At 41.0% G+C, this 17,963-nt stretch carries 11 protein-coding genes and 1 pseudogene; 8 read left to right on the top strand and 4 right to left on the bottom strand.

The window, feature by feature from the left end:
- Positions 1–75: 75 nt before the first annotated feature.
- The 6 genes and pseudogenes from AHMF7616_RS11615 (at position 76) to AHMF7616_RS11590 (ending at position 11,213) form a co-directional block, all read left to right on the top strand.
- Positions 76–1,620 carry a glycoside hydrolase gene (locus AHMF7616_RS11615; protein WP_115375572.1) on the top strand — a complete coding sequence of 515 codons (1,545 nt, stop codon included), beginning with the start codon at positions 76–78 and terminating at the stop codon, positions 1,618–1,620.
- A gap of 551 nt (positions 1,621–2,171) precedes the next feature.
- Positions 2,172–3,326 carry a zinc-dependent alcohol dehydrogenase gene (locus AHMF7616_RS11610; protein WP_115373035.1) on the top strand — a complete coding sequence of 385 codons (1,155 nt, stop codon included), beginning with the start codon at positions 2,172–2,174 and terminating at the stop codon, positions 3,324–3,326.
- A gap of 12 nt (positions 3,327–3,338) precedes the next feature.
- Complete coding sequence (locus AHMF7616_RS11605) at positions 3,339–3,893, top strand: hypothetical protein (protein ID WP_115373034.1); 555 nt, start codon at positions 3,339–3,341, stop codon at positions 3,891–3,893.
- Between the two features lie 971 nt (positions 3,894–4,864).
- Positions 4,865–5,248: pseudogene (locus AHMF7616_RS27930) on the top strand (kelch repeat-containing protein); the annotation flags it as partial.
- Between the two features lie 732 nt (positions 5,249–5,980).
- Positions 5,981–10,681: a PKD domain-containing protein gene (locus tag AHMF7616_RS11595; protein ID WP_233507501.1), complete on the top strand. Its 4,701-nt coding sequence runs from the start codon at positions 5,981–5,983 to the stop codon at positions 10,679–10,681.
- Between the two features lie 76 nt (positions 10,682–10,757).
- Positions 10,758–11,213: a RidA family protein gene (locus AHMF7616_RS11590; RefSeq protein WP_115373031.1), complete on the top strand. Its 456-nt coding sequence runs from the start codon at positions 10,758–10,760 to the stop codon at positions 11,211–11,213.
- 86 nt (positions 11,214–11,299) lie between these two features.
- Here AHMF7616_RS11590 and AHMF7616_RS11585 read toward each other — a convergent pair whose 3' ends face one another.
- The 4 genes from AHMF7616_RS11585 to AHMF7616_RS11570 all read right to left on the bottom strand — a co-directional run bounded on the left by AHMF7616_RS11585 (position 11,300) and on the right by AHMF7616_RS11570 (position 16,011).
- The gene (locus AHMF7616_RS11585) at positions 11,300–12,328 is read right to left on the bottom strand and encodes a S41 family peptidase (protein WP_115373030.1); all 1,029 of its coding nucleotides are present in this window, start codon (positions 12,326–12,328) and stop codon (positions 11,300–11,302) included.
- Between the two features lie 86 nt (positions 12,329–12,414).
- Positions 12,415–13,236: a hypothetical protein gene (locus AHMF7616_RS11580; protein ID WP_115373029.1), complete on the bottom strand. Its 822-nt coding sequence runs from the start codon at positions 13,234–13,236 to the stop codon at positions 12,415–12,417.
- Positions 13,237–13,328: 92 nt separating this feature from the next.
- Positions 13,329–15,023, bottom strand: coding sequence for a serine hydrolase domain-containing protein (locus tag AHMF7616_RS11575; protein ID WP_115373028.1), 1,695 nt, complete (start codon positions 15,021–15,023; stop codon positions 13,329–13,331).
- Positions 15,024–15,135: 112 nt separating this feature from the next.
- The gene (locus tag AHMF7616_RS11570; protein ID WP_115373027.1) at positions 15,136–16,011 is read right to left on the bottom strand and encodes a LytR/AlgR family response regulator transcription factor; all 876 of its coding nucleotides are present in this window, start codon (positions 16,009–16,011) and stop codon (positions 15,136–15,138) included.
- Between the two features lie 215 nt (positions 16,012–16,226).
- Here AHMF7616_RS11570 and AHMF7616_RS11565 point away from each other — a divergent pair, with 215 nt between their 5' ends.
- Both AHMF7616_RS11565 and AHMF7616_RS11560 read left to right on the top strand, forming a co-directional pair.
- Positions 16,227–16,589 carry an alpha/beta fold hydrolase gene (locus AHMF7616_RS11565; RefSeq protein ID WP_115373026.1) on the top strand — a complete coding sequence of 121 codons (363 nt, stop codon included), beginning with the start codon at positions 16,227–16,229 and terminating at the stop codon, positions 16,587–16,589.
- 482 nt (positions 16,590–17,071) lie between these two features.
- Entirely contained in the window at positions 17,072–17,683 is a 612-nt protein-coding gene (locus AHMF7616_RS11560; protein ID WP_115373025.1) for a PAS domain-containing protein, read from the top strand.
- The last annotated feature ends 280 nt before the right edge of the window (positions 17,684–17,963 follow it).

Below are 17,963 nucleotides of genomic sequence, written 5' to 3'. Positions count from 1 at the left end.
CCGGCTACTTATTTTTTAAAATTTACAAAAAGTTGTATGACCTTTCTAGCCATCAGAATTCTGCTTGCCTTAGTTATGGCAAATACACTCCCGGTGCTCAGTTGGGCGCAAAACCAAAAACCCCTGGTAATAACCGTTAACAGGAAAAAGCAAGCGCAAACCATGGATAATTTTGGGGCGGCGGGTTGCTGGTACGCCGAAGGTATTGGCAAGCATTGGCCTACGGCCAAAAAAGAAAAAATAGCCGAATTATTATTCAGCCAAAAGTTAGATGCTCAAGGCAATCCGCGGGGCATTGGGTTATCGGCCTGGCGCTTTAACATTGGCGGCGGCACCGCCGAGCAAGGCGATAAAAGCGGTATAATAGATGTAAACCGCCGGGTAGAAGGTTTTCTGCAAGACGATGGTACCTACAACTGGAACAAACAAATCGGCTATACTTGGTTTTTGCAAAAAGCAAAAAGTTACGGTGTCGAGAAATTAATTGCATTCTCCAATACGCCACCCGTGCAATACACCCAAAACGGTTTAGGCTTTAAAACCGTGAAAGATTTTAAAGCAAACTTAAAACCTGATAAATACGAAGCGTATGCTGATTTTTTAACCGAAGTACTGCTGCATTACCAAAAACAAGGTTTAGGTTTTGATTATATCAGCCCGGTAAACGAACCGCAGTGGGATTGGATGGGTAAAGTAGGCGAGGCCAAGCAGGAGGGAAGTCCTTGGCGCAATTTCGAAATCAGCCGCGTGGTAAAAGCCCTGGATGTTGCGCTGCAACAGAAGAGTTTAATTAGCCAAATTATTTTACCCGAAGCGGCAAAGCTTACATTTCTGTACGGCGATACCACCCAAACGTCGCAACAAGTACAGGCATTTTTTAAAAAAAACAGTTCTGATTACCTGGGAAATCTAAACCACTTACCTAAACTGGTGGTGGGCCACAGCTATTTCACCGACGAAGGCGACCAAGCAACAGTGGCCATTCGCCAGCAAGTAGCCGATACTACCCAAAAGTACGGGGTGCAGTTTTGGCAATCGGAGTATTCCATGTTGGCCGATGGTTTCCGGGAAGGTACTAAAGCCCGCCGATCTGCCATGGACTGCGGCTTGTTTTTGGCCAAAATGATTCATCAAGACTTAACCGTAGCCAATGCTTCGGCCTGGCAGTTCTGGAATGGCTTTGAGCCTGGCAAACCCGATTTTGATACGCGTTATTATTTAATTGCCTTACAACCCAATGCCAACCACACCAATGGCGGGTTCCAGCCTACCAAAAACCTGTGGGCTTTAGGGCATTATAGTTTGTTTATCCGGCCCGGCATGCATCGCTTACTCTTAAACCGTCAAGATCATTTGTCGGCCGTAGAAGCAGCCCAAAAAGTAATGGTTTCGGCGTATGCCCACGCTGCTGGTAAGCTGGTAGTGGTAGCCATCAACTACGAAACGCAAGCTCAAAATTTGCAGCTGGATGTTAAAAATTTAAAAAAAGGAACTACTTATAAACGCTACGTTACTACCGCTACTCCCGATGAAAATCTGAAAGCTTATCCAATGGGTAAAGTCACGCAGCCTGTTGCTTTACCACCCCGATCTATAACCACCCTGGTAATTAATGAATAAATCAGTAAAAAGTAAAAACCGCCTTTAAATCTAAAGCATCGCCCGATTAGTACACATTCGGATTAATTAAACCAATAAGTTATCCAGGGAAACATCAGCTAAGAATAAACAAGGGCCGTTTCGTTCAAGGCGGAGCTAAGCTTCCGGTGTGGTGTAAAGTTACATTCCATAGCCAAAGCAAGGCAAGAAGAAAACAAGATCAACCCCATCTCCTGTATTTAGGGGAGGTTTCGAAAAGGGAGAGGTAAAAAGGAGATCCTTGGGGCCTGGAAATAGAAAAATGCCCCCACGACAATCAGCCACTAGCAATACCATTTCCAAAACTTTTCTTGCGTGGCACGAATTCGTTAGAAATAGGCGTACAAGTACGTGTAAAATTTAAAATTTACCGTATAAATACGTAAAAGCAGCGGATTAAAGCACCAGTTGTAACTTTACCAGAATAGACAAGTACTGTATAACACTGTTCCGGAACTAGAATTAAATCAGGAAATTACCGGAATGCTTCTATTTGTACAATAGGTCTATTTTAAACTGAAAAACAAAAGCGTATGCTAGCAATGGATTATCGCGGACCAAAACGGGTTCGTGTCACACAAAAGCCAATGCCCGAAATAAAGCATCCCGAAGATGCCATTGTTCGGGTTACCCGCTCCTGCATTTGTGGGTCGGATTTGCACTTATACAACGGTAACGTACCCGATACCCGGGTCGGCACAACCTTCGGCCACGAATTTGTGGGCGTAGTAGAAGAAGTTGGCTCCGAAGTAACTAAATTAAAAGTTGGCGACCACGTGCTGGTACCTTTTAATATTGCCTGCGGCCGTTGTCATTTTTGTAAACAAGGTTTGTTTGGTAACTGCCACGAATCGAACCCGATGGCTACAGCGGTAGGTGGAATTTTTGGTTACTCACACACCGCAGGTGGTTTCCACGGAGGCCAAGCCGAATACGTACGGGTACCTTACGCCAACGTGAGCCCCACCGTTATACCAGAAGGCATGGATATAGAAGATGCCGTAATGCTCACCGACGTAGTGCCTACCGGCTACCAGGCCGCCGAAATGGCCGGTATTCAGCCGGGTGATACGGTAGTCGTATTTGGCGCGGGCCCGGTAGGAATTATGGCGGCGAAATGCGCCTGGCTTTTTGGCGCTGGCCGCGTTATTTCCATCGACCACGTCGAATACCGTTTAGAATTTGTCCGGAACTACGCGCAGTGCGAAGCCTATAACTTCCGGGACATGGAAGATCCGGTGGTTTTTATTAAAAAAACAACCGACTGGATGGGGGCCGATGTGGTAATTGATGCCGTTGGCGCCGAAGCCGCCGGTAATACCATGCAAACCATAACCGGTCGGAAAACCTTATTGCAAGCCGGTTCGGCTACTGCGTTGCATTGGGCCATTAATTCGGTTAAAAAAGGCGGTATAGTTTCGATTGTGGGCGTATACGGACCAACCGATAACCTGGTACCTATCGGGAATGTGCTGAACAAAGGATTAACCATCCGGGCCAACCAGGCCTCGGTGAAACGCTTGCTGCCCCGCTTAATTGAGCACGTACAAAACGGCATCATCAATCCGAAAGCGTTGATTACGCACCGCATTCCGCTGGAAGAGGTGGCTGATGGCTACCGCTTATTTTCGGCTAAACTGGACAACTGTATTAAACCGGTTCTTATTCCTCCATCTGCCCGCATGTAAAGTATAAAAACTATGGAAAATTTAAGAAAAGACTTTTCGCATATCAAAGGCTGGGGCATTGATGCCGATCCGCAAAACGATCCGACGTACCCCATGAAGCCCCACCGCACCGATGCGGAACAATCCGGCTATAGCTGGGAGCGACCCACGTTACAACCCGTAGATGTGGAAATATTGCATTCCATCGAGCGCCCGAATATATCGGCGGTGTTTGGCACCGCTTCCCCGCCATCAGGTTTAAGTGGCATGATTCGCCGGTTTGCATTCCGTTACAGCGAAAACAGCTACCTGCATTGGCTACCCTTAATTTTAGCCGACCGGGTAAACGTAGTAGAAGGCGTAATCGATGATTTTAAAAACGGTCACGTACCCAACATTTTCGCCGAAAAAGGTTACAAAGCCGAATGGAAGCACGACAAAATTGGCCTGATAACCAAATTTGCCGTAGCCGCCGCCGTTGTAGCTGGCGTGGTTATATTGTTAAGTAATAAAGACGAAGATGACGACGATTATGATCAATTAAATGCCTACGACGACCTGGATCGCTACGACGCCTACGATTCCTAAATAAATTTTACATTTTAATAAAAATAAAATAACCGACGGGGACCTAACCTGTCGGTTTTTTTTATGATCAGCGAAAACTAAAAATGAAAGCGTTGTTAGCGGCGAGTAATTGATATGCGAAGGCAAATTTCATCTCAAATGAAAAATGATTAAGAATAACTCTTTTTGATTCACGTAGAAATTCTGATTCTTTTTCACAAATTTTGTATCTAAACTGCCTCTTTTTGTAATCAAGCGCATTTCTGGCCATCATATTTATATAGCTTACAAGGGATAAAAATAAAAATTATAAGGAGACAGTCTTTAAAATTCATCGGGCTACAACCCACCGAACAAAGCTTTCTGGAATGTCAATTCGTTCTATAATAAATGCTCCGACTTTAACTCTGTGTCAATAGAAAAATTTAAGAAAAATAAATTAAAGAGAAATTAGACTGTAAAAAAAGACCCTGTTATTCGGTATACAACTTAATCAGGTTGGTTGTAAATGCAATAAGTTACGGGTTAGTCTCCTTAAAAAAGACTACTGTAACGTTTTATACTGGCTGAATCATTTTCATTGAAATGCAGTCGTAGTTCTTGCTCATTGATTACAATTCCCACAAAAGCAATTTCAGAATTAGTATAGACTTCGGACTGGGAAATATCACTGCTGTCTATTTTGGGATTACGCAATCTGAATTTGCTGCTCTTCCGAGATACATGCTATAAGGCATTTTTGTTAACCTGCTATCAGGTAAAATTTAAATTAGCATTATTCCGATATAATGATAATACAAAACCCGATACTTAGCTTTTACTAAGTAATATACAAGTGGTATAATTATTCATCTAAATATATAAATTAACTTGGAATATTATTGGCTAAGTACAGGAACAATTTCAAGATTACCTTGAATCAGTTATCGGGTAAATCAATGAAAATAAATTAAAAATTTAGACTGATTAAGTATTACATTTAGATTTTAAAAGTGCGTTTATCGAGAATACCTCTACTAATAGTTTTTATTTTTTTCTATTACCTGCCTACTTTCGCTCAAACAATATCCCCGACCGGTTCTTTAAAGGTAGCCCGCTGGGACCATGAGTCGCAAGTACTTTCTAATGGCAACGTACTCATTTTTGGAGGCAATAACGGGTATATGCAAAATAAGATCATACTCTCATCAGCTGAGGTTTATGATTCTAACACTAAAACTTGGAGTTTAACCGGAAGTTTGCACGAGGCAAGAGAAGAGTTTCCTTCGGTTATACTGCATGATGGCAGCGTGTTGGCCATAGGTGGAATGAACCAAAAAGAAGAGTCAATTTCATCCTGTGAAGTATATAACGCCACATCGGGAAGCTGGCGGAATGTAAGTAATATGCTTACACCACGCAGCCATCATGCCGCGGTGAAATTACGCGATGGCAGAGTTCTAGTAGCAGGAGGTCTTAATGGCACTAAGTCCGAAATTTACAATCCTGCGGAGGATTCCTGGACTGCTTCAGGGGACATGCAACTGGAGCATGGGGCTGGTTTAGCCATGGTTATGCTGGACAATGGCAAAGTATTAGCCACCGGTGGTCAATACAATCCTAATCGGGCCGAAATCTTTGATCCCGTATCTCAGAAATGGGCGTTACTAAGTGCACCTACGGTTTATAAACACTCTTTTCATTCCATAGTACGGCTAAATTCAGGATATTTTTTGCTGGTAGGAACGCAGGAGTTTAATTCTACCGATCAGTTAGGTGCCGAGGTTTACAATCCGCAAGGGGAGTATTTTGCCCGAACGGGAAATTTGTTAACCAATGTGGGAGTGGCGTCCATGGTTACTTTATCTGATGGTAGGGTCTTACTTTACAGCCTCGGCGATATTACCAATCCTTTAGATACTAAATCCATCCAGGTGTATAATCCTGGTGGAAATTGGACCGCCAATAAAACTAGTTCCTTCGGAGCGCATCTGGCTACGGCTAATTTACTTCCGGATGGAACGGTATTGTTGGCGGGAGGGTCCTTTACAACCGGAAACGGGGCAAGTAACCTTTGTTTTCTGGCTTTGCAGGATGGTTATACTTTTTGCCGGCCAGCGGATAAAACGTTGGCAGTTAATGGGAGTGTTAATTGTAACGGGAAGTCTGCCACCATAAGTTTACCTCGCACCGAAGTAGGGACAAGCTATGTCGCTTATATTGGCAATACGCCTGTTAGCGACATGAAAGATGGTAAGACAGGTTCATTAACTATTAATCTATACCCGGATTTTTTAGCAATTGGTAAAAATGTAATTAAAGTAAAAGTAAGAAATTTAGGCTGCCCGGATTATTTTCTGAATGATACCGCTTTGGTGGACATCCAATTACCCACTTTGGCTAAACCATCTATTCAGGCCGCTGGACCAACCGTTTTTTGTGCAGGAGGGCAAGTACAACTTTCCGGACCAACTGGTATGGCAGGTTATCAGTGGAGTAATGGTCAGAGTACAGAAAAAATTATGGTTTCCAGTTCGGGTTTTTACCGGTTAAGAGTTAAAGATGCGGCCGGATGTTACTCCCCTTATTCAGAGGTTATAGAAGTTCAAGCCACTCCCACTAATATAGATTTAGGTTTAAACGAAACAATTTGTGTAAATGCTTTACCCCGGCTTATAACCGGATATGCTCCATTAGGCGGTACCTGGTCAGGTAAGGGTGTTAGTTCTGCCGGTATGTTTAATCCGGCAATGGCTGGCGTAGGAGAGCATCGCCTTACCTATACTTTTTGTAATAAATCGGCCGTAAAAACCATTCAGGTTACTCCATTACCCAAGATTACCGACTTTACCATACAGGCTAACCAAGATATTTTATGCTATGGCAGTTATACAAGAGTAGTACTTTATAATGTTGTGCCTAGGGCTAAGTACGAAATCTACCAAGGTAACCAACTCATTGATACCATCTATCCCGAAAATACTTATACTGATTTTTTTACCAATCCAATTAAAGAAAATACCTATATACGGGTAAAAGGAACCGCTTTAAACGAATGTGGTTCGGATACACTTAGTAAAAAGTATTTTTTTAACTTGTTTGTAAATCCCCATATTAAAGTACAAACAAATACTCCAGTTATCTGTAAAAAGGAAGCTCCTGTAATTTATGTTGTAAAATCAGAACCAGAGGTTTTGTATCAGTTGCAAAATGGTTTTCTGGATATTGGTGCTCCGCAAATGGGAAACGGGGACACGTTAAAATTTCAAACCGGTCCCCTCTCGAAAGCTACTACGTTTAGCGTAGCTGCCAAAAAAAGTTATTGCACCACCACTTTATTGCAAACAGTTACAGTGAAAGTTTCCGGACCATCGGCTTACTTTACAGTTAATACCTACAATCCGGAAGTAGGCGAAGCCGTTACAATTTTAAATTCTTCCTTAAATGAAAACGGAAAATACGAATGGAATTTTGGGCCGGGGGCTTCCATCCTTAATTCTACCGAAAAAAATCCTGCAACAATTACTTACCCTACACCGGGTACCTATAATATAACATTAACTTGTACTGGTCCGGATGGTTGTGTAGATGTGACGATCCGCACCGTAACAGTCATTAATCCGGTAACGCCAGCACCGCAATCCTATTCGTTAAGTTCGGTATATGGAGAAATGGCTGCTATCGGAAGTACATATGATTCAGAAGAAAATAGCTATACTTTCTTGAAAAGCGAATTTGCGCAGTATGGTACGTATCATTATAGCCCGGCTGGCGATGATCTGGTAGTAAAGAAACAATCTGCGAATCACCGGGATAACTGGCAGACGCTTGTTAAATATAATTCAAAAGGTTTAGTCCAATGGGCGACTTATTTAAGTCACGCATCTAATTGGGTAAAAGGAGGTGATGTAAAAACGGATGTAGAAGGTAATGTTTACGTTTCTTATTTCCACGGTGAACACCTGGATAGTATACAAGCCTTTTCGACAGATGGCAGTTCTGTAATATTTGATCCTCCTCATGACGGGCATAATAACACGGCAGTAGTTATTTTAAAATACAACAAAAATGGCATTCTTCAATGGCATGCTACTTACTTAGATACCTATACTACTTCTAAAACAACTTTAGCTTTAGACAATAATTTAAATGTGTATTGTGGTAGTGAAACGAAGCTTTGCAAGTTAGATAAAAACGGAAAAATTTTGTGGACCAAAGCTCAGGGATATTCTGATCTTAAAATAGATAGTCAAAGCAAAATCTGGGGTTTGCGGGTTGATGCTTTAGTATTAGATAAATATGATGCGTCCGGAAATGTTTTGTTCAGATCCAATCCTCCCGTGAAAATAGGAGAAGCAGCCCTGCACATTACACCTTTGTACCTTAACCTGGACAAGCAAGATAATTTGTATGTATCGGGTATTTTTGCAGGAGAATTTGCACTCGATAAGTATTCACTTTCAAATAACTATAATCCCGCGGATGGGCATAAAGATATATTTTTAGGTAAGTTAAATAAGTCGGGTTCGCTAAGTTGGTTGAAACAGGTTGGTACGTCTGAAGAGGAACCTTTAAAAGGCATGGACGTGAAAAATGACAAAATAATTTTGTTTGGTAAAACTGCTGGGAACAACATTTCCTATAACCGCTTGCCCGATAAAACATACCGCGATAACCTAAACTTTGCTGCGGGCGGAAGTTTTGTTGGTTTAACGGATACTAGTGCCACAGAAAATATGAGGTTAGTTAAAATTAATGATGGGGTTGATTCTTATTTAAATTATCATAACAATTTAATTTCTTTTTCAAAAAAACAGGATAATGTTTTATTTGCTTTGCCTTTAAAAAGGGGATTGATATTAAACCAGGAAATAAACATAAAGCCGATTTTTAGTTTTCAGAGTAACATTATTTCCTTCCGCTCAGATTTGGCTTTACTATTCCGGCCAGTACCTCCGGTTTCTTATTTTACTTCGGCAAACTCTATTTGTGTAGGAGGTACTATTCAATTTTCGGATGCATCCAGTGAAAATCCAAGTTCCTGGAACTGGAGTATACCGGGAGCTGTTCCCGCAGCTTCTTCCGAAAGAAATCCACAGATAAAGTTTGAAAAGCCAGGAACTTACACCGTATCATTAACTTCTACTAATGCAATAGGAACCGGAAACACCTATAGTAAAAAAATAATGGTCGAAGATTTTCCTGTAATCAGAATCTCTCCTGGAATAGTTTGTGAGGGAACTGATTTAACTTTAACTGCATCCGGAGCCAGCACCTACAATTGGGGCAATGGCAAAACTGGCGCATCATTTAGTTTAACTAATGTAAAAAGAGATACTACCATAACTGTAACCGGCAGAAACGCGGCTGGTTGTGAAACTAAGGTAAACCATACCATAAATGTTATTCCTACACCAGAAGTAAGAATTTTAACCGGTTTAGGTCCTATATGCCAGGATGCGGCTCCCATTAACTTACCTGCGGCTAGTCCCGCGGGAGGTAATTATTCAGGTCCAGGTGTAACCAGGGGAATATTTAATCCGGCACTAGCTAAAATAGGTAAAAATACCATCATCTATACTTATACGAACAGTAATGGATGCACCGGTATAGCAACCCTGGATGTTATGGTAAAAAGCCGACCAAATGTTTCCTTTGCGTCTTTAATTCCGGTATGCCTTGGCCAATCCGTCATTAATTTAACGGGTGGTTTTCCTGAAGGCGGCACGTATAGTGGCAATGGAGTTTCCAACGGAATTTTTAACCCTCATGAAGCTGGAGTAGGGACTCACCTTATTACTTATTCTTATACGCTAAATGGTTGTACCACCACTGCCACAAGAGACATAATTGTTACTCCTGAGCCGCAAGCACCACAGGTTCCTACAAAATGGTTTTATTGCCTAGACTCCCATGTGGACACTCTTTTAGCAGGAACCCAGGATTATATAAGGTGGTACTCTGTTCCTGAAGGTGGTTCTGCCTTGGATATAAGTTTACTTACTAAATCCAACAAAGTTGGAACAACTGATTATTATATATCCACGATGGTAAATGGGTGTGAAAGTAAGCGAACCAAGATTGCTGTAACAATTACTAGCCCACCAGAAGTGAATGCCGGCAGTGATCAGTCAATTTGTATAGGTGCAGGTACAATTCAACTAAGCGGATTTAGTCCGGCCGGAGGAACCTGGTTAGGAAAGGGAGTAAGTTCAACGGGAATTTTCTCTCCTCTGGAAGCAGGAATTGGAAATCACACCTTAATTTATTCCTTTACTCAAAATGGCTGTTCTGTTTCAGGAAGTAAAATTGTTACTGTTATGGAAAGTCCTGTAACTACTTTGTCTCCCTTTAATCAAACTATATGTAGCAGTAATAATGCTTTTATATTAACAGGTGGGAAACCTACTAGAGGAGAATATTCCGGACCAGGTGTAATAGATGGAGTTTTTAATGCAACCATAGCCGGCACAGGCAAACATTCTATTGTTTACACCTATACCGCTAATGGCTGCACAACTTCTGCTGTTCAGGTAATTACCGTATCTACTTGCACCGGTGTAAAAGAAAGTGAATCGGCAAAGAGCCTCTTGTTATATCCAAATCCAACTAAAGACAAAATTCATGTAGCAATGAATTTTGCTACTGGTACCGCTTTACAATTAAAACTAGTAGATGCCAAAGGAGTTACCTTATTGGAACAGAATTTTAATTTAGTATCAGGAAAGTTTAATCAAATTTTAAACTTAAAAGATAAATCTAAAGGAGTTTACCTGCTCCAATTGCTTACCGATAAGGAAATTATTAATAAAAGAATTATTTTAGAATAAACGATTGTGGCATTGTACCTTAGTAAAGCTTGAAGCTCAACACTTCCTGGTTTATCATTAGGTAATTTTTTCCAAAATGATTATTCACGAAAAATTAGAACTATTAGGCTTGCATTTACCCGAGCCTCCTAAACCCGGAGGTAGTTATGTGTCCGTTAATATCCGGGGGAATATAGCTTATTTAGCCATTCAGTTTCCGTTTCGAAATAATGAAATGCTTTATCAAGGCAAACTAGGTAACGAAATTTCTCTGGAAAATGGATACAAAGCGATGCAACTTTGTGCTTTAAATGTGTTGGCCCAGGTAAACCAATACGTAGGCTTTGATAAAGTTGTAGGCTTAAACCATTTTGATGCGTATTACCAGGCTAATTCTGATTTTGACAGTGCTCCCCAGGTAGTAAATGGAGCTTCTGATTTATTCGTAAATGTAAAGGGCGAAAAAGGGAGGCACAGCCGGGCCATTTTTGGCGTCGCTCAATTACCGCTGAATTTTTGTGTGGGTTTAACTTCTACGTTTACCTTAATTTAAAACTTTCCGGAGCAAAGCATTACTTGGAAATAGTAAAACCCCTGCGCCTAATAGCAGGGGTGAAAAAGAGGAAAATTTTAAAAATTTTAGTCGATCAAGGAAATGGCGGTCTCCAGGGCTTCATCTTTGCCGGCAGCTAAATCAGTTTTCTTGTTTTTGATCAAAACATCCGGGGCAATGCCAATGCCTTCGTAGCTCTCGCCTTTGGGTCCGCGTACATCCGCAATCGGAACTCGGAAAACCCAGCCATTAGGTAATTCGCGGCGCATGGCATCCGGGATACCACCGCCGGTTGAATCGCCCACCAGCGTCACATTTTTATTTTGTTTCATGGCCAGCACAAAGGTTTCGCCGGCGCTAAAAACAGCCCGACGGGTAAGTACCACTACCGGTTTGGTAAATTGATAATGGCCGGCGGGCTCTGTGTAAAATTTTAATGGGGCGGCAAAATCAGAGTGTTTAGGTCCGTTGCGCAAGCGGCTGGTAAACGATAAATGCTTTTCGGAAGCAAACCGGTTAGCAATATATTGGCTCACGCGGTCTTCGCCGCCGTCGTTTTCGCGCATTTCAACCACGATGCCTTTAGTAGCTTCTAGCTCATTCAGAATATCATCCAGGGCTTTGGTATAAAAATTAAAATTATTATCGAAGTGCAGCAAGTTAATGTAGCCAATATCTGGCCGTAGTTTGCCGTATATAATGGCATTACCATAGGTTTTCTTATCTGTTAAATAAGCCTGAGCTACGGCTTTATCATAATCTTCGAACTTTTGCCGACCCAACAGGCCACCATTAAATGGTTTCAGCCCGGTGCTGCGCAGTGGCCTTAAAAAAACGTGGTTATCATCCAGTGGCCGGAGCAGATTCGTCATGATGGTCATGAGCTCGGCGTCGGAAGTAGTTGGTTTTACCAATGGGCGGTACTGGGCGTATAATGCATCCCAGTTTATGTTTTTAACTCTAAAAGAACCGTACAGCCGGTCGTATTCCTGCCAAAGCTTTTCAAAATTTTCTTCCGAATTATTGGGTGCTACCGGACCCACCAAGGTTTTTTCGCAAGCTGATAAAAGTAAAATGAATAAAAATAAGAACAGGTTAAAACGAATGGATTTCATAATTTTAAAAATGATTAATGCTGTTGATGGATGGTTAATTTATTCAGGAAAAGATTTGAAAAATAAAGGGTAAACTTACAAGTAGATTATGCCTCCCGGAATTTGAAGCGATAACTGGTCTGGAATAAAAGCGCTTGGGAATAAGTCCGGATGGTTCTAGGTTCCGGGTAATGGAGCCAGCTAAACTGATAATTTAATCCCACTTGAAAGCGCTGGCTTAAACTGTAACTGTACCGGGCTTCCAGGTTGATCTGCTGCAGTTTATTCATAGAAACTAATTCGGTGCCCTGCCGGAAAAACTCTACAAAATTAGAACCGTCAGTAGATTTCGGGAAATTAGCGTAGTTAAACCGGGAAACCGCCGCTATTACCGGCATACTAACCTGGGCGGTAATCTTTTGCCTATTCGAAATTTTGAATGCGCGCTGACCTATTAAATTGAGCGAAGCAATACTGGTAGCCCAGTAAGTATTAGCAATCTGGTCCGATATAAACAAGTTTTCGGCGAGTTCTGCTCCGGCTAAAAAGTTTGGTTTATGTGGCTTGTTAAATTTGCGCAGGTACCCGATTTTTAAGTTAAGCACGTACAAAGTGGGCGTAATGGAATAAACGTAGTCTTCGTCGCCGTAGGTACGCGCTTTAAAACGATCCGGAGCATACGAGCCCCAGCCCGGATTTAATCTGATGTGAAACTGACTACGCGGGGTTCGGTTGATAAAAGTAAACGTAGCGGTGTTGGAATGGTGGCTTTTGTACAAGAGGGGCGAAGCTTGTTTGTCCAGGGTGGTTTGCTGGAATGGACCGTAGGCCAGGGTAATTTCTTTTTCCCGTTCCTGGGCTTGGCCATTAGGTGCTGTACTAACCTGTAAACCTAGCGTGGTGATTAGTACCAGTGGTAAATTTTTCATTGTGATATAAAGTAAAATTTTAAAAAATAAGGTGTAGGCGGTGGCTCCGGTAAATAAACCGGCTCCATAAATAGCTATAGAAATAAAGAGTTTCAGTTTTTGCGGGTAAATGCCAGGTTTGTAATAGCGCGACGGTTAAAGGAAAATCCCGTTATTCTACCTGTAGCATCCGATTGGAAAATAATAGAGTTATTGCCGATAAAATCCATTAAAAACCGGTTACCTTCTAAAGGTTGAAAAGGAATATGGAAAAGGCCGAAGAGTTTAAGACCTAACTTTCCTTTCTTTATACCTAATCGGTAGGTTTTATCTAACTCGGGTGAATAATAGCAGCCTATGTATTTTTTTAATTGATCTGGAGTAAAGCTTTGGGGTCGCACTTTTTTTAAAAAATAATCATTCTCCCGTAAGCTTTTTAATTGAATTTGGTTTACCTCTCCGTCTTCCGTTTTTAAAAATTGCCATTCATTCTCCTTTAATCCTTGATTTTGATAGTGCAAGGGTGCGGTTTTTACCAAAGAGAATTTATAGCCGTTTAGCGAAGTAGCCGCAAACAGTTCTCCTTTCGCCTCGCTTATAACACTTAATTCATAATTATTTACGGGGTTCAGGTAATAGCCAGTTAAAGCAGAATAGTTTGATTGATCTTCCGGTATTTTTTTCGGTTGCTCTGTGGTAATTTTTTTTTGAATAATATTGGTGCCCAAGTGTAATAGTTTAGGAGTAAGGCTATATACATTTTCAGTGTTAGCCAGGCAAATTAACGTTAGCCGTTGGTCCGGGAAGCGCACCATTTCGGCTTTATAACCCGGGTCTGCGCCGCTGTGGGTGGTAGCGAAATAATTCTGGTAATAACCTATTTCTAATCCAAAACCATATTTATTTAGGGTACCATTGTTTAAGGGAGTTGGGGCAATTAATTGCTTGATAAGTTCCAAAGATTTCTTTCCTAACTGGTTCTGGTAAAAATTAGCGTCCCATTTTGCTAAATCAGCGATAGTGGTGATTAAACCCGTAGAGCCCACCGAGTTTCCTTTAAAACGTTGCGGTCGGTATTTTACCTGGTTATTTTTATATTGTACGCCGTATCCGGTGGCTATAAGGGCAGCCGGATTTTTAAAATTACCGGCAAATTGGGTGTGCGTCATGCCCAGGGGGCGGAATATAGTTGCTTCTGTGAATGCAGCGAAAGGCAATCCGCTAACTTTTTCCACAATCTCAGCCAGTAAAACATACCCACTATCCAGATATTCGTAACGCGTGCCCGGTTTAAAATTTAATCTTTTTTGCTGCGCCATGGCGGCTACTACCTTGGCGTTAGTATAATGCTTTTCTCCTTTAAATCGCAAGCCAATTAAGGTAAAGCCGTCACGCAGGCCACTAGTATGGTGAATGAGGTGATGAATGCGCACAGTATCGCCTAAATCCGGGAGTTGCGGCAAGTATTTCCGGATGTCATCATTCAAACGGAGTTTTCCTGCTTCGGCTAACAAGGCAATGCTCATGGCGGTAAATTGCTTCGACATAGAGGCTACCCAAAATGCATGATTCACGGTAAGTTTTTCCTGATGCGCTACATGGGCCATCCCATAGGCTCGCTGGTAAACGATTTGCCCGTCTTTTATAACTGCCACTACGGCGCCCGGTGTTTTAGCGGTATCCCAGGTTTTAAAAACAGAATCCAAGCTACTTTGGAGCAGGGGAGATAAGGCTTGCGCTGCTACCCGGGAGGGTATCATTAGTAGTAGCAGAGAAGCATAAAAAGTAAAATGCAGTAGAGATTTCATGGTGCTGACTGATTAGAAATGCAGCGGCAAATCTAGAGGCAATAATGACCAGGAAACATTTAATCCGCTTTTTTGTTACTGAACCACCCTTAAAAAAGCGACGAAATGTAGCTTAACGTTTCAGCCACCGACGAAACAGCGGTGCCTTTTCGCGGCTAATAGTTACGGTTGCGGGTAATGAAGAATAAGGTTTTAAATAAACTTGAAGTTTCCCGTGCGCTTCGGTAGAAATGGTCCGTACCAGTTCAGGCGTAATAATAAACTTTCGGTTAGCCCGAAAAAACTGACTAGTGGGTAATTGCTCTTCAAGACGATCCAGCGAAAAATCGTGCAGGTAGGTTTTATGGTCGGCGGTAAGTAAATAGGTCTCTTTATCCCGGGAGTAGATACAGCAAATTTCGACGTAAGGTACCACAACATCTTTCCGGCCTACTTTCACCAATAACTGTTCGCGGGAAGTAGTAGGTTCTCGTAAATAATATTCGGATTGACCTTTTTCAATTTGTGCTTCTAAGTTTTTCTCCATCGATTTATTTTCGGCAACACTGGTTACATAGGAATCATAAAAATACAGCGCCACGTAAATTCCATTAATAAATAAAATAAAAATAAGGGCAATAACTACATCCAGACTCCAATAATGATTGATTTGGTAAGGGCGAACCAAAGCATAATCCAGATACACTAATACCGAAAGTGCCACGACACCCACTAAACCAGTAGCCAGTGTTTGTACTAATAATCTTTTTGTCAGATGATTTTGGTAGGCAAGAACTTTATCTAAATACACAATAACCAGCCGGACTACGTGCCACACCAGGAAAATCTTAAAGGCATCGCTCAGGATTTCGTAAATAAACCAACCGTTAAATTCGACATGATCATAGGTAAGGTAATACGCAAAAGCCGTTATAACCGGAACGCCGAGATATTTAATCCAGGCATCCCGGTACACAGGTAAAGGTCGATCCGGGGTATTCGCAGGCATCTTCAAAAGCAATAAACCAGACAAAAATAAAAGCTTCCGGTTAATTTTCTAAAATTTGCTTTTTCTCGTCTAACATATTCTGGGGCATTAAATGAGACGTAGTTTTATAAGAATAACAAAACGGATCGCCTTTGATTTAACGGCGGTGTTATATTCAAAAAGGACTGTAATACGGAGGCTTTAGCTATGAAGATGTGCAGGAAATGCTATACTTTATGAAAACAGATTATACGAACGGGTCTATTACTTTTGCCCAATTTATTTTAGGTAGTTCGCCCAATCCTTCCCATGCAGAGGAAATGGCAAATAGTTTTTGTAATACTAATCCGGAAATAGCCCAACATTTTGCTCAAGTTTCATTTCTGGCCGATAATCGGTTAGACTTATTAAATCTAAAAACAAAGACCTATATCTTACAATGTTCGGAAGATATGATTGCGCCGGAAGAAGTAGGATTATACATGAATCAGGTCATCACAAACAGCACCTTCATAAAATTACAAGCAACCGGTCATTGTCCTAATTTAAGGGCTCCCATAGAAACCATTGAAGTGATAGAAGCTTATTTAGATGATTGATGCATAAGCTAAAGGTAGAAAGTAAAAATCTAAGAATGGATTTATAAAATAGCAGCAATAAAAAGTAAATCTGGCGATCTTCGTTTTTACATTTTGCTGATTCTATGCGTTTTTTATCTTTTAATCCCAAAAGAAGTAAAAAAGTATAACCTAAACCTACTTGATACAGTAATTTACAGGGAAACAACGATGCCTTTAACTTGCACACCTGCCTAATTAAGAAACTTTCAAAAGGTTGGGCGGGCCATCAGCATGGGAAAATGCTTTACGGGAGTTATCAATTCTGATAATTAGCCATGTTAAGCAGAAAATTCTCTTTGATAGTGTTAAATTGTTATTTTTCCAAGATTAATTACTTAGTTAGAAGCGTGTGCAACTATAACGTAGTTTTATTATTTAACTTGAAATATGAATTTTGCTACGGTATAATAATACACATTCGTTGTAAATACTGATCCTTTACCACACTAACTTAAGATGGCATGAATACCTTCGAAGAAACTAAAAAATTGTTTGAAAATTCGCACTTCTATTACATTATTACCACTAACATGGATAGTAGGTACTCCTACGTGAACAATCATTATAAAGAAACCTTTGGCCATATTTACGGCCCGATTGTGGGGGAACGCTACGAAATGACAATGCATCCGGACGATACTAAAGTTTGTGAACAAGTAGCTGCTCAATGTTTCGCCCAGCCCGATAGAACATTCCCCGCTACCATTCGCAAGCACGATGGTCATGGTGGGTATATTATTACCCAGTGGGAATACAAAGCTTTATGGGATGATGATCAACAGCCAGCCGGTATTTTTTGTATGGGTTATGACATTACTAGCTACATATCGCAGTATGAACAGCTCAGGGATGCCCAATCGCAAGTTTCTCAAAAAGAAGGTATTCTAAAAGAAATTGCCTGGAACCAATCCCATCTTGTGCGAGGACCATTGTCGAGTATTTTAGGTTTATGCATGGTTCTGGAAAAAATGGATATGGATCAAAACTTAAGAAACATTATTCAAATGTTGCTGGAAAGTAGCCAACAACTAGATGAGGTTATAAAATCCAACGTGGTAAAAACGTCTTTTTAAAATTATTGCCAACCTCGTTAGAAAATTAATTTAAATTTCAAAATTTATCATCTACACACAAGCAACATAAAACTATCTGGCTGATAACGTACTTATGCCGGTGTTTATTAATAGGTAAGTAACAGGACAAAATTAAGTTGATAAAAACCTGAGTTTAAGTACTTGATTATTAATTTATTAACGATCTAACAACGAACAACTAAAAACGACCAACTACTTATATTGCCTTCTAATTAACTACCGGTAATAAAGTAAGCAAAAGTAGCATTGTAGCGGCGCT

The sequence above is a fragment of the Adhaeribacter pallidiroseus genome, from assembly GCF_003340495.1.
Lineage (GTDB): Bacteria > Bacteroidota > Bacteroidia > Cytophagales > Hymenobacteraceae > Adhaeribacter > Adhaeribacter pallidiroseus.
This window is presented reverse-complemented; position numbering and strand designations above follow the sequence as displayed.

Bases quoted from the DNA above. Each gene is read 5' to 3' on its own strand.
- AHMF7616_RS11615 (WP_115375572.1), top strand. From the start codon at position 76: ATGGCAAATACACTCCCGGTGCTCAGTTGGGCGCAAAACCAAAAACCC.
- AHMF7616_RS11610 (WP_115373035.1), top strand. From the start codon at position 2,172: ATGCTAGCAATGGATTATCGCGGACCAAAACGGGTTCGTGTCACACAA.
- AHMF7616_RS11605 (WP_115373034.1), top strand. From the start codon at position 3,339: ATGGAAAATTTAAGAAAAGACTTTTCGCATATCAAAGGCTGGGGCATT.
- AHMF7616_RS11590 (WP_115373031.1), top strand. From the start codon at position 10,758: ATGATTATTCACGAAAAATTAGAACTATTAGGCTTGCATTTACCCGAG.
- AHMF7616_RS11585 (WP_115373030.1), bottom strand. From the start codon at position 12,328: ATGAAATCCATTCGTTTTAACCTGTTCTTATTTTTATTCATTTTACTT.
- AHMF7616_RS11580 (WP_115373029.1), bottom strand. From the start codon at position 13,236: ATGAAAAATTTACCACTGGTACTAATCACCACGCTAGGTTTACAGGTT.
- AHMF7616_RS11575 (WP_115373028.1), bottom strand. From the start codon at position 15,023: ATGAAATCTCTACTGCATTTTACTTTTTATGCTTCTCTGCTACTACTA.
- AHMF7616_RS11570 (WP_115373027.1), bottom strand. From the start codon at position 16,011: ATGCCTGCGAATACCCCGGATCGACCTTTACCTGTGTACCGGGATGCC.
- AHMF7616_RS11565 (WP_115373026.1), top strand. From the start codon at position 16,227: ATGAAAACAGATTATACGAACGGGTCTATTACTTTTGCCCAATTTATT.
- AHMF7616_RS11560 (WP_115373025.1), top strand. From the start codon at position 17,072: ATGAATACCTTCGAAGAAACTAAAAAATTGTTTGAAAATTCGCACTTC.